11 protein-coding genes are annotated in these 12249 nt (G+C 73.3%); 8 read left to right on the top strand and 3 right to left on the bottom strand.

The genetic code is table 11. From position 1 onward, the window contains the following. Positions 1–22: 22 nt before the first annotated feature. From IE219_RS00175 to IE219_RS00165, 3 genes are all read right to left on the bottom strand, one after another. The gene (locus tag IE219_RS00175) at positions 23–592 is read right to left on the bottom strand and encodes a mycothiol transferase (RefSeq protein ID WP_229849513.1); all 570 of its coding nucleotides are present in this window, start codon (positions 590–592) and stop codon (positions 23–25) included. Between the two features lie 52 nt (positions 593–644). Next, complete coding sequence (locus IE219_RS00170; RefSeq protein WP_189974158.1) at positions 645–1505, bottom strand: phosphatidylinositol-specific phospholipase C; 861 nt, start codon at positions 1503–1505, stop codon at positions 645–647. 106 nt (positions 1506–1611) lie between these two features. Beyond that, a complete protein-coding gene (locus IE219_RS00165; protein WP_189974156.1) occupies positions 1612–3435 on the bottom strand; it encodes a bifunctional metallophosphatase/5'-nucleotidase in 1824 nt (607 codons plus the stop codon). A gap of 159 nt (positions 3436–3594) precedes the next feature. Between IE219_RS00165 and mshD the strand changes: the two genes are divergently transcribed. From mshD to pstS, 8 genes are all read left to right on the top strand, one after another. Then, positions 3595–4524 carry a mycothiol synthase gene (gene mshD, locus IE219_RS00160; protein ID WP_189974154.1) on the top strand — a complete coding sequence of 310 codons (930 nt, stop codon included), beginning with the start codon at positions 3595–3597 and terminating at the stop codon, positions 4522–4524. 109 nt (positions 4525–4633) lie between these two features. Further along, entirely contained in the window at positions 4634–5026 is a 393-nt protein-coding gene (locus IE219_RS00155) for a GntR family transcriptional regulator (RefSeq protein ID WP_189974152.1), read from the top strand. Then, positions 5023–5874, top strand: a complete 852-nt coding sequence (locus tag IE219_RS00150; RefSeq protein ID WP_189974151.1) for an ATP-binding cassette domain-containing protein — start codon at positions 5023–5025, stop codon at positions 5872–5874. Before IE219_RS00155 ends, IE219_RS00150 begins: the two co-directional genes overlap by 4 nt. Continuing rightward, on the top strand, positions 5871–6854 hold the full coding sequence (locus IE219_RS00145) for an ABC-2 membrane transporter-related protein (RefSeq protein ID WP_189974149.1): 984 nt from the start codon (positions 5871–5873) through the stop codon (positions 6852–6854). The genes IE219_RS00150 and IE219_RS00145 overlap by 4 nt, the downstream gene beginning before the upstream one ends. 262 nt (positions 6855–7116) lie before the next feature. Continuing rightward, entirely contained in the window at positions 7117–9360 is a 2244-nt protein-coding gene (locus tag IE219_RS00140) for an RNA degradosome polyphosphate kinase (protein ID WP_189974147.1), read from the top strand. Next, positions 9347–10327, top strand: a complete 981-nt coding sequence (locus tag IE219_RS00135) for a CHAD domain-containing protein (RefSeq protein ID WP_189974145.1) — start codon at positions 9347–9349, stop codon at positions 10325–10327. The genes IE219_RS00140 and IE219_RS00135 overlap by 14 nt, the downstream gene beginning before the upstream one ends. Further along, positions 10324–10758, top strand: a complete 435-nt coding sequence (locus tag IE219_RS00130; RefSeq protein ID WP_189974143.1) for an NUDIX hydrolase — start codon at positions 10324–10326, stop codon at positions 10756–10758. The genes IE219_RS00135 and IE219_RS00130 overlap by 4 nt, the downstream gene beginning before the upstream one ends. Positions 10759–11105: 347 nt before the next feature. Further along, positions 11106–12245, top strand: a complete 1140-nt coding sequence (pstS, locus tag IE219_RS00125) for a phosphate ABC transporter substrate-binding protein PstS (protein ID WP_189974142.1) — start codon at positions 11106–11108, stop codon at positions 12243–12245. Positions 12246–12249: the final 4 nt, after the last annotated feature.

Below are 12249 nucleotides of genomic sequence, written 5' to 3'. Positions count from 1 at the left end.
CGACAGGAGGGCCCGCCGGGGCCTACTGCCCGACCCGGCCGTCGAGCCGTTCGCGCAGCAGGTCGGCGTGGCCGCAGTGGCGGGCGTACTCGGTGACCTGCATGGCGAGGAGTTCGCGGAGCCGGCCGCCGTCGGGGAGCGGGGCGCCGAGGTCGGGGGCGGCGGCCAGGAAGCGGTCGGTGGCCCCGGCCTCCTCCTTCCAGCGGCGCCGGGCCTCCGCGACGACCTCCGGATCGGCGACCGCGCCGTCCCAGTCGGCCTCGCGGTCGTCGGCGGTGCGGTAGATCCGGGGCAGGTCCCCGCCCGCGAGGCGGCGGAAGTGCCGCTCGTCCTCGGCCATGTGCCGGATCAGGCCCAGCAGCGACATCGTCGAGGGCGGCACGGAGCGGCGGGCGAGCTGCTCCGCGTCCAGGCCCTCGCACTTCAGCTCCAGGGTGAGCCGGAAGTACCGCAGCGCCTCCAGGAGCGCGGCCCGCTCGTCGGCGCCCTCCACCGCGTCCCGCTCGCGCGGGTCCTCGGCGGGGTCGGTCCACATATCGGGGTGGACGGTGGCGGTGGTCCACCGCCGTACGTCGCTCGCTTCGCTCTCCATGCGGGCATGGTCGTACGCCCCCGGGGCCGGGCGCCAGCGCTTTGCGGGCGGCTCAGTTGTGCCGCAGCAGCGCCTCGACGAGTCCGGCGCGGGTGGCGGGGAAGTCCAGCGGGACGATGCCGAGGCCGGTGCGGCCGGCCGCCCAGGAGCCGTCCAGCCAGCCGTGGACGCGCGGATTGAGGTTGTCGGAGTTCCAGCGGGGCGGCAGGGCGGCGGAGGTGCTGACGAAGTTCACGTACAGCGGTCCGGGGCGTTCGACGGCGGCCCGGAAGTGGGCCTCGACCTTGGGGTACTTGGCGGCGGGCAGCGCGTTCCAGTCGTCCTGGACGGCGAAGTACCGGGAGTCGGCCCAGCGCAGGCCGGGCAGCCCGCCGTTGTCGGCGAGCAGCACGACCCGGCCGCGCGCCTCGCCGAGCGCCGGCAGCCCGTCGCCGATCCGGAAGAGGGAGCGCCAGCCGCGCGCGTCGAGGTAGTCGTCGAAGACGGCCCGGAAGACCGCGTCGGACTCCTCCGAGTACTCCTGCTTGACCCGCATGAGGACGGTCTCGGAGGGGTGCGCGGCGAGGAAGTCGCGGCAGGCGATCAGGACGTCGCCGAACATCATGTTCTGGTAGGCGGAGCCGTGGTGTACAGCGAAGGAGCCGCCGGTCACCCGGCACCGCACGTCGAGGAAGCGGACGCCGCTGTCGAGCTGCTGGGCGATCGTCGTGTTCTGGCACTGTGCCCAGGGCCCGCCGAACCGCGCCCCGGAGTCGTGCGTCCCGGGGATGGTGAGCCGCGCGAGCGCGGTCCCGTCGCCGTGTCCGGCCATCCACGCCCGCGGGTCCGCGGCCGCGGCCCGCGCCGCGGGCGCCCCGGCGAGCAGGAGGGCTCCGGCCCCGAGGGCCCCGGTGAGAAAGCGTCGTCGCTCCATGGACCCGATGATGACAGGTGCGCGTCAATCTCCGCCAGGGCGCGGAAAAAGGGGCCGTCCCCCCGCGCGGGCGGGGGGACGGCCCCTTTCGGGGGACCGCCGGGTGCTACTGGATGACCGTGATGCGGTCCGCGGCCGGGACCGGGAGCGGCGCGGCGGCCGAGGAGTTGGCCGCCAGGTAGGCGTTGAAGACGTCGAGGTCCGAGGCGCCGACCAGCTTGTTCGTGCCGGTGGCCAGGGCCGGGAAGCCGTCGCCGCCGCCCGCGAGGAACTCGTTCATCGCGACGCGGTAGGTCTTCGACGGGTCGATCGGCTCGCCGTTGAGCCTGATGGAGGACTCGACGACGCGGTCCGCGCCCGCCTTGGTCATGTCGAGCGTGTAGGTGAGGCCCTTCGAGATCTGGAGGATCCGCGGGGAGGCCGCGTTCGCACCGCTGACCTGCTGCTTCAGCGTGGCGATGACGTTGGCGCCGGTCAGGTCGACGACGTTCATCATGTTGGTGAACGGCTGGACGGTGAAGGCCTCGCCGTAGGTCACCACGCCGTCGCCCTCGGCGCCGGACGCCTTGTGGACGAGGTCGGCGCGGATGCCGCCCGGGTTCATGAAGGCGAGCTGGGCGCCGCCCTTGTCCGCCGGGGCCAGGCCCTCCAGCTGCGCGTCGGCGATCACGTCGCCGAGCGGCTTCTCGTACGCCGTGGAGCCGCGGCCGTTGATGTCGCCGGCGATCCAGCCCTGCGGGCGGTTGGCGATCGGGGCGGCGAGCGCCTGCCAGTCGCCGATCAGCCTGGTCATGTCCGCGGCCTTCGGGACGTCACGGGTGACGACCTTGTTGGACGTGGCGACCGCCGCGCGCACGATGTCCTTGGTGGCGCGGTCGTAGGTCAGCGTCGTGTCGGTGAACAGCTTGCCGAAGGAGGACGCCGAGGTGACCAGGCGCGGCTTGCCCGCCGGGTCGGGGATGGTGCACGCGTACGCCTGGTGGGTGTGGCCGGTGACCATCGCGTCGACCTGCGGCGAGACCTTCTTGGCGATCTCGACGATCGCGCCGGAGACGCCGTCGCCCGGACCGGGGCTGTCGCAGTCGTAGTTGTACGAGGAGGAGGCCGGCAGGCCGCCCTCGTGGACCAGGGCGACGATGGACTTGACGCCCTTGCGCTCCAGGACCTTGGTGTACTTGTTGATCGTCTCGACCTCGTCGCCGAACTTCAGGCCCTTGACGCCCTCGGCGGTGACGACGTTCGGGGTGCCCTCCAGGGTCACGCCGATGAAGCCGATGCGGACGCCGTTCTTCTCCCAGATGAAGGTCGGGTCGAGGACCGGCTTGCCCGTCGACTCCTTCGTCACGTTGGCCGCGAGGTAGGGGAAGTCGGCGCCCCGGAACTTCTTGCCCGGCACGTAGCAGCCGGCCGTCGGGTGACAGCCGCCGTTCTGCATGCGGGCCAGCTCGGCCGAGCCCTCGTCGAACTCGTGGTTGCCGACGGAGCTGACGTCGAGGCCCAGGCCGTTGAGCGCGCCGATGGTCGGCTCGTCGTGGAAGAGGCCGGAGAGCATCGGCGAGGCGCCGATCATGTCGCCCGCGGCCGCCGTGATGGAGTAACGGTTCCCCTTGCGCGCCTCGCGCAGGTGGGTCGCCAGGTACTCGACACCGCCGGCGTCGACCTTCGTGGTGGTGCCGTCCGCGTTCAGACGGGTGACCTGGCCGGAGGAGCCGGCCGGCGGCTCCAGGTTGCCGTGCAGGTCGTTGAAGGACAGCAGCTGGACGTCGACCATCCGGCCCCAGCCCTTGCCGTTCGTCCCGCCCCCGGCGGCGGCGGTGTCCTGGGCGGCGCCCGCAGGCATCGCGGCGACGAGCGCCCCGACCGTCGCCAGCCCCGCGCCCGCGGCCAGAATCCGCCGCACCGCCTTGCTGTTCTCGCGCTTCACTGCCATCTCTCCCGAGGCCCTCTTTTCGCCTTGTCCCGTTTCGCGGCCTTGTTCATCCCCCGGCCTGCGGTGGCAGCCTAGAGTCAACGCGCGTAGCGCAACAGGGGGTGGCCGGTTACAAGACAGTTGCCTCTGGCTGACGAAGTGTCGCCGTAGGCTCGGGGCATGACTTCCGACGCGGTGCCGCCCCTCGAACCGGGACGGCAGATCCAGATCCACGACGAGCTGACCCCCGACCAGGTCCGGGAGGTCATGGAGCTGCTCGCGGCCGCGGACCGCGCCGACGGCGTGCACGCCGTCTCCGAGCAGGGCCGCCTCTACCTGCGCCACGGCCGGCGCGACGGCATCCGCCACCTCCTCCTCACCTCCGGCCCGCACCTCCACGGCTACGCCCAGCTGGAGGAGACCGACCCGGTCGAGGCGCCCGCCGCCGAACTCGTCGTCCACCCCGACCGGCGCGGCCGGGGCCACGGGCGGGCGCTGGGCACCGCCCTCCTCGACGCCTCCGGCAAGCGGCTGCGCGTCTGGGCGCACGGCGGCAAGCCCGCCGCCCGGCACCTCGCACAGGTCCTGGGCCTCACCCTCTTCCGCGAACTGCGCCAGCTGCGCCGCCCCCTGGAGCCGCTGGACATCGCCGAGCCGGCCGTCCCCGAGGGCGTCACGATCCGCACCTTCGTCCCCGGCCGGGACGACGCGGCCTGGCTCGCGGTCAACGCCGCCGCCTTCTCCCACCACCCCGAGCAGGGCTCGCTGACCCAGCGGGACCTGGACGATCGCACGGCCGAGCCGTGGTTCGACCCGAAGGGCTTCTTCCTCGCGGAGGACGCCGAGGGCCGGCTCCTCGGCTTCCACTGGACCAAGACGCACGCCGAGGAACAGCTCGGCGAGGTGTACGTGGTCGGGATCCTGCCGCAGGCGCAGGGCGGCGGCCTCGGCAAGGTGCTCACCGCGATCGGCCTGCGGCACCTGGCGGCGCGGGGGCTGCCGACCGCGATGCTGTACGTGGACGCGGACAACACGGCGGCCGTGCGGGTCTACGAGGGGCTGGGCTTCCGGACCCACGAGGTGGACCTGATGTACCGCGCGGAGTCGTAACGCCGCCTCGGAGCCGTAACACCTCCTCACCCGGGGGCGGTTGACACCGCCCCCTTCTTTCCACCACCCTTTCACTACTTGATTAGTGAAAGGGTGGTGGAAGGGAATCGTGGTCGAGTACCGCATCGACCGGCGCAGCGGCGTCGCCACCTACCTCCAGATCGTCCAGCAGACGAAACAGGCCCTCCGGATGGGCCTCCTGGAACCCGGCGACCGGCTGCCCACCGCACGCGAGGTCGTCGAGGCGACCGCCATCAACCCCAACACGGTCCTCAAGGCCTACCGCGAACTCGAACGCGAAGGACTCGTCGAGGCCCGCCGCGGCCTCGGCACCTTCGTCCGCGCCACGCTCGGCACCACCGCCCCCGCCGACTCCCCCCTCCGGGGCGAGCTCGCCGCCTGGGCCCGCCGCGCACGCGCCGCCGGACTCGACCGCGAGGACGTGACCGCACTCTTCACCGACGTACTGGCACAGCACTTCGAGGGGGACGGGGAACAGTGACCGCACATACCGAGGGAATCGCCCTGGAGGCGGACCTCCTGGGCAAGAAGTACGGAGGACGACGCGGCGGCTGGGCCCTGCGGGAGTGCGACTTCGCCCTCCCCACCGGCCGGATCTGCGCCCTCGTCGGCCCCAACGGCGCCGGCAAGTCCACCCTCCTCGCCCTCGCCGCCGGCCTCACCCGGCCCACCGAGGGCACCCTCGCCCGGCCCGCCCGCGACGACCTCGCGTACGTCGCCCAGAGCAAGCCGCTGCACCCCCGGCTCACCGTCGCCGACACCCTGCGCATGGGCCGCGAGCTCAACCCCGGCCGCTGGGACGGGGCCGCCGCGCTCCGGGTCGTCGAGGGCGGCGGCTTCTCCTCCGACACCCTCGTCCACCACCTCTCCGGCGGCCAGCGCACCCGCGTCGCCCTCGCCCTCGCGCTCGGCAAGCGCGCCGGGCTCCTGCTCCTCGACGAGCCGATGGCCGACCTCGACCCGCTCGCCCGGCACCAGCTCATGGGCCTGCTGATGGCCGACGCGGCCGAGCGCGGCACCACCGTCGTCATGTCGTCGCACATCCTCACCGAGCTGGAGGGCTCCTGCGACCACCTGCTGCTGCTCGCCGGCGGCCGCATCCGCCTCGCCGGCACCGTCGACGACCTGCTCGCCGCGCACGCCCTGCTGCGCGGCCCGGTCGGCGACCTCGCCCCGCACACGGTGGTCGACTCCCGCACGACGGGCCGTCAGCTCACCGCGCTCGTCCGCCGCGAGGGCCCCGTCGAAGGCCCCTGGGAGACCACCGAACCCTCCCTCGAAGAACTCCTCCTCGCCCACCTCCGCACCCCCGAAGGAGCCCCCGCATGAGCAGCCCCGCCCTCAGGGGCCCCGCCTGGGTGACGGTCCGCCAGTACCGGCGGACGCTGTGGGCGGCCCTGGCCCTGGTCCTCCTCGCCCTGGCCGCGGTCGCCGCCCTGCGGATCTGGGACGCGCGCTACCCGGACACCGCCCTGGAGAACGGCGGCTGGAACCCGGACCCCGACAACCGGGCGTTCGGCCTGCTCCAGTGGCTCCTGCAATACCTGGGCATGGGCCTGGCCCTGCTGCCGATCGCCGTCGCCGCCCTGGTCGCGGGCCCGATGGTGGCCCGCGAGTACGAGTCGGGGACGTACAGCCTCTCCCTCACCCAGTCGGTGAGCCCGGCCGCCTGGCTCCGCTCCAAACTGCTCCTCACCGCGGCGGGCGCCTCCCTCACCGCACTCGCCGGCATGGGCGTCTTCGCCCTCGGCTGGTCCCGGACGGGAGAGGTCGGGTACTTCCTCTGGGCCGAGCCGTACGTCTACATCCCGACCGGCGCCGTCCTCTTCGCGTACCTCCTCGCCGCCCTCGCCGTCGGCGCCCTGATCGGCCAGCTCGTCCGCCGCACCCTGCCCGCCATGGCCGCCACCGCCCTGGTCATGGGCCTGCTCACCCTCGTCCTCGGCGCCTACCGCTGGTCCCTGATGCCGGTGGAGACCGTCACCGGCCCCGCCGGACCCACCCTGTGGGCCCCCGGCAACGGCCTCGTCATGGACACCGGCCTGCTCACCTCCTCCGGTGCCCGCTTCGACGAGTCGCGGTGCTGGGAGCAGATCAACAACGCCCCCGGCATCGACACCGACCCCCAGGCGTGGGGCAAGGCGCAGGCCCAGTGCTTCGCCGACCACGGCGTCGTCTCTCAGTACGCCGACTACCACCCCGAATCCCACTTCTGGCCCACCCAGCTCATCGAGTCCGGCATCCTCCTCGCCCTCGCCGCCCTCGCCCTCTACGCCGCCTTCCGCGTGCTGCGGGCCCGGCACCCCTAGGCGCGCCCGGCGGGGATCACCCTCCGTCACGGTCCGGGGCGGGGTCCGGAAACGGGCCCCGCCCTGATCGGTCCGCGATTCCCGTACGTCATGTCGTCGTCACCCGCCATTCAGACGCGCTTGCGACGCTCACGCAATGAAGCGATCCGTGTCCGCACCCGGCAGGGCCTCCTCCCCGGGAAGACTTCCCAAGGGGAGACTGCCCTCCCCCACGGCCCGCTCCGACGCGCCCGAGACCCCCTTCGCGCGGAAGAATGGCCCCATGAGCCAGCAGCCCGCCGAGGTCCCGGTCCAGACCTCCGCCCCCGCGTCCCCGCAGCCCTCCCCGAGCGCCGCGACGGCCTCCCGCCCGTACAGCGGCCCGGAGCCCGAGCTCGACGTCGACCCCGACGTCTACGAGGAGTACGAGGACGGGACCGAGGGCGGCGGGAACGGCGGCGGGAAGCTGCCCCAGGGCCGCTTCCTGGACCGCGAGCGCAGCTGGCTCGCCTTCAACGAGCGCGTCCTCGAACTCGCCGAGGACCCCGCCACCCCCCTCCTCGAACGGGCGAACTTCCTCGCGATCTTCGCCTCGAACCTCGACGAGTTCTTCATGGTCCGGGTCGCCGGACTCAAGCGCCGCATCGCCACCGGCGTCGCCACCCGCTCCGCCTCCGGGCTCCAGCCCCGCGAGGTCCTCGACCTCATCTGGACCCGCTCCCGCGAGCTCATGGCCCGGCACGCCGCCTGCTACCAGCAGGACGTCGCCCCCGCCCTGGCCGACGAGGGCATCCACCTGATCCGCTGGCCCGAGCTGACCGAGAAGGAGCAGGCCGGCCTGTTCACCCTGTTCCGGCAGCGGATCTTCCCCGTCCTCACCCCGCTCGCCGTGGACCCGGCGCACCCCTTCCCGTACATCTCCGGGCTCTCCCTCAACCTCGCCGTCGTCGTCCGCAACCCGGTCAGCGGCCACCGCCACTTCGCCCGGGTCAAGGTGCCGCCGCTGCTCTCCCGCTTCCTGGAGGCGTCCCCGCAGCGGTACGTCCCCCTGGAGGACGTGATCGCGGCGCACCTGGAGGAGCTGTTCCCCGGCATGGAGGTGCTCGCGCACCACATGTTCCGGGTGACCCGCAACGAGGACCTGGAGGTCGAGGAGGACGACGCCGAGAACCTCCTCCAGGCCCTGGAGAAGGAGCTCATGCGGCGCCGCTTCGGCCCGCCGGTCCGCCTGGAGGTCGAGGAGTCCATCGACCCGTACGTCCTCGACCTCCTCGTCCGCGAACTGAAGATCTCCGACGCCGAGGTCTACCCGCTGCCCGGCCCGCTCGACCTCACCGGCCTCTTCGGCATCGCCGGCCAGGACCGGCCCGAGCTGAAGTACCCGAAGTTCGTCGCCGGCACCCACCGGGACCTCGCCGAGGTCGAGTCCGCGTCCGCGCCCGACATCTTCGCCGCGCTGCGCGAACGGGACGTGCTCCTGCACCACCCGTACGACTCCTTCTCCACCTCCGTCCAGGCCTTCCTGGAGCAGGCGGCGGCCGACCCCGACGTCCTCGCCATCAAGCAGACGCTCTACCGCACCTCCGGCGACTCCCCCATAGTCGACGCCCTCATCGACGCCGCCGAGTCCGGCAAGCAGGTCCTCGTCCTCGTCGAGATCAAGGCCCGCTTCGACGAGCAGGCCAACATCAAGTGGGCGCGCAAGCTGGAGGAGGCCGGCTGCCACGTCGTCTACGGCCTCGTCGGCCTCAAGACCCACTGCAAGCTCTCCCTGGTGGTCCGTCAGGAGGGCGACCTGCTGCGCCGCTACTCGCACGTCGGCACCGGCAACTACCACCCCAAGACCGCCCGGCTCTACGAGGACCTCGGCCTGCTCACCGCCGACCCGCAGGTCGGCGCCGACCTCTCCGACCTCTTCAACCGGCTCTCCGGCTACTCCCGCCGCGAGACCTACCGCCGCCTCCTCACCGCCCCCAAGTCGCTCCGCGACGGACTGGTCTCCCGCATCACCAAGGAGATCGCGCACCACCGGGCGGGCCGGCCGGCGTACGTGAAGATCAAGGTCAACTCGATGGTCGACGAGGCCGTCATCGACGCCTGCTACCGGGCCTCCCGGGCCGGCGTCCCGGTCGACATCTGGGTGCGCGGCATCTGCGCCGTCCGCCCCGGCGTCCCCGGCCTCTCCGAGAACATCCGGGTCCGCTCGGTCCTCGGCCGCTTCCTGGAGCACTCCCGGGTCTTCGCCTTCGGCAACGGCGGCGAACCCGAAGTCTGGTTCGGCAGCGCCGACATGATGCACCGCAACCTCGACCGGCGCATCGAAGCCCTGGTGCGGGTCACCGACCCCGCCCACCGGGCCGCCCTCACCCGGCTCCTGGAGACCGGGATGTCCGACACCACCTCCTCCTGGCACCTCGGCCCGGACGGGAACTGGACGCGCCACGCGACCGACCCGGAGGGCAAGCCGCTGCGGCACGTGCAGGAGATGCTCATCGACGCGCGGAGGCGCCGGCGTGCACAACCTTGACCCCATCCAGGCCGTCACCGCGGGCGAGGTCCTCTCCCCCTATCTGCACGGACGGGCCGCGGACTTCCTCCGCGGCCTGCGGCAGCACGGCGAGAGCGGCGCGGACACCGGCGGAGCGGAGGAGGCCGCCGGCACCCTGCGGGCGGCCGCCCGCCGGATCAGCGGCACCCTCCACACCTTCCGGCCGCTGCTCGACCCGGCCTGGGCCGACCAGCTGCGCACCGAGCTCGCCTGGCTCTCCGGCACCCTCGCCCTCGAACAGGCGTGCACCTCCCGGCTGGTGCGGCTGATGGACGCCCTCAACCGGCTCTCCACCGGCAGCGGACCCGTCCCCGCCGCCCGCGGCTCGGAGGCCGCCGGCCTCGCCGTCGGCACCGCCCGCGCCGGCGCCCTCCTGGAGCGGCAGCTCACCCTGGCCCGCACCCGCGCCCACTCGGCCGCCCTCCAGGCCCTCGGCTCCTCCCGCTTCCACGCCCTCGCCGACGCCGTCGCCCTGCTCGCCTCCGAGGTGCCGCTCGGCCCCGCGGGCACCGCCCCCGCCCCCGAGGTCCTCGACGCCTCCGCCTCGGTCGCCCGCCGCCGGCTCCTCGACGCCGTCGACACCCTGCCGCTGCACCGGGCCGCCCACCCGTACAACGCCGAGGCGCTCGCCCTGGCCGGCGAGAACCAGGACGCCCCCTGGCACCACACCCGCCTCCTGCTCCGCCTGCACCGCTACGCCACCGAGGTCACCTCCGGCGGCGGCGAACCCGACCGGGCGCTGTACGAGGCGGCCCGCGCCCTCGACCGGCACCGCGACGCCGCCGAGGCCGCGGCGGCCGCCGCCGGCGCGGCCCGCACCCCCCGGATCGCCCCCGCCACCGCCTACGCCCTCGGCGTCCTCCACGCCGACCAGCGCCACGAGGTCGAGGCCGCCCGCTTCGCCTTCCAGCACGCCTGGCACACCGCCGCCGCGCCCGTGCCGTGAGCACCGCCCGGCAGGACCCCGTCCGGGCGGCCGGCTGCGTCCTGTGGCGCCCGGCCCCCGGCGGGGACGTCGAGATCGCCCTCGTCCACCGGCCCCGGTACGACGACTGGTCGCACCCGAAGGGCAAGCGCGAGCGCGGCGAGAGCGCCGAGGCGTGCGCCCTGCGCGAGGTCCTGGAGGAGACCGGCCACCACTGCGCGCTCGGCCCCCGGCTGCCCACCGTCCGCTACCCGGTCGACGGCCGCCCCAAGGAGGTCGACTACTGGGCGGCCCGCGCCCTCGGCGGCGCCTTCGCCCCCGGCCGCGAGGTGGACCGGCTGCGCCGGCTGCCCCCCGCCGCCGCCCGCGCCCTCCTGACCCGGCACCGCGACCGGGACCTCCTCGACGCCTTCCTGACCGGGCCCCGCACAGCTCCGCCGGACAGACCCTAGGCACCTTCCGGACACCCGCGGCCCCGGCGCCGTACCGCACCGGCCGTCCCCCGCCCCCGTCCCCGTACCGGCTCCGCCGCTCCCCGCACCGCACCGGCCCGCCGCCCCACCGGCGCGGGCCGCCGTGCCCGCGCGCGGGCGTCCGCCCGGGGCGGACCGCACCGTGGCTTACGGCACGGTTCACCTCACGTTCACTCTCCACGGCTGGCCGCTTCACCTGATCTGCCTAATTTCGGCCTTACGCGGTGCACGGAGCCTGACGATGCACCCACCACCCGACACGTGCCGCCCTCGGCGCACCGGACACCGAGTCCGGGCCCGGCGGCTTCTGGAAGGAACACCCGAAAGTGAAGCTTTCGCGCAAGAACGGGCTTCGCGCCTCCGCGATCGGTGCCCTCGTCGTCTCCGGCGCGCTCGTCCTGTCGGCGTGTGGCTCGGACAACAACAGCGAGCCCGCCAAGGCCGGCGGCGACAAGACCTCCGCCGCCGCGTCGAACATCAAGTGCGACGGTGCCAAGGGCCAGCTGCTCGCCGCGGGTTCCAGCGCGCAGAAGGGCGCGATGGACCTGTGGGTCAAGAACTTCCAGGCCGCGTGCGCCGGCGTCGAGATCAACTACCAGGGCATCGGCTCCGGCGGCGGCATCACCAAGTTCAACCAGGGCCAGGTCGCCCTGGCCGGCTCCGACTCCGCCCTGAAGGAGGAGGAGGTCGCCGAGTCCAAGAAGGTCTGCGCCGGCGGCACCGGCGTCAACCTCCCCATGGTCGGCGGCCCCATCGCCATCGGCTACAAGCTGGAGGGCGTGGACAACCTGATCCTCGACGCCCCCACGCTCGCCAAGATCTTCGACAACAAGATCACCAAGTGGAACGACGAGGCGATCACCAAGCTGAACCCGGGCGCCAAGCTGCCCGACAGCACGATCCAGGCGTTCCACCGCTCCGACGAGTCGGGCACCACCCAGAACCTGGGCAAGTACTTCTCCGTCGCCGCCCCGGCCGACTGGAAGTACGACCCGAAGGCCAAGTCGTGGCCCGCCCAGAAGGGCCAGGCCGCCAGCGGCTCCTCCGGCGTCGCCTCCGCCGTCAAGGACACCGAGGGCTCCATCGGCTACTTCGAGCTCTCCTTCGCCAACGCCAACAAGATCTCCACCGTGAGCCTGAACACCGGCGCCTCCGCCCCGGTCGCCGCCACCTCGGAGAACGCCTCCAAGGCCATCGCCGCCGCCAAGGTCAAGGGCACCGGCAACGACGTCGCCCTCTCCCTCGACTACGGCACCAAGGCCGAGGGCGCCTACCCGCTGATCCTCGTCACCTACGAGATCGCCTGCGACAAGGGCAACAAGGCGGAGACCCTGCCGACCCTGAAGGCCTTCCTCAACTACACCGTCAGCGACGAGGGCCAGAAGATCCTCTCCGACGCCGGCTACGCGCCGCTGCCGGCCGAGATCGCCGCCAAGGTCCGCGCCATCGTCCCGACCCTGTCCTGACCCA

Source organism: Streptomyces termitum (assembly GCF_014650175.1).
Taxonomy (GTDB): Bacteria; Actinomycetota; Actinomycetes; order Streptomycetales; family Streptomycetaceae; genus Streptomyces; species Streptomyces termitum.
The sequence above is the reverse complement of the archived record's forward strand: the minus strand, read 5'-3'. Positions and strand labels throughout refer to the sequence as shown.

What these genes read in the sequence shown, in the direction of transcription:
- IE219_RS00175 (WP_229849513.1), bottom strand. Translation starts at nt 592, where the DNA reads ATGGAGAGCGAAGCGAGCGACGTACGGCGGTGGACCACCGCCACCGTC.
- IE219_RS00170 (WP_189974158.1), bottom strand. Translation starts at nt 1,505, where the DNA reads ATGGAGCGACGACGCTTTCTCACCGGGGCCCTCGGGGCCGGAGCCCTC.
- IE219_RS00165 (WP_189974156.1), bottom strand. Translation starts at nt 3,435, where the DNA reads ATGGCAGTGAAGCGCGAGAACAGCAAGGCGGTGCGGCGGATTCTGGCC.
- mshD (WP_189974154.1), top strand. Translation starts at nt 3,595, where the DNA reads ATGACTTCCGACGCGGTGCCGCCCCTCGAACCGGGACGGCAGATCCAG.
- IE219_RS00145 (WP_189974149.1), top strand. Translation starts at nt 5,871, where the DNA reads ATGAGCAGCCCCGCCCTCAGGGGCCCCGCCTGGGTGACGGTCCGCCAG.
- IE219_RS00140 (WP_189974147.1), top strand. Translation starts at nt 7,117, where the DNA reads ATGAGCCAGCAGCCCGCCGAGGTCCCGGTCCAGACCTCCGCCCCCGCG.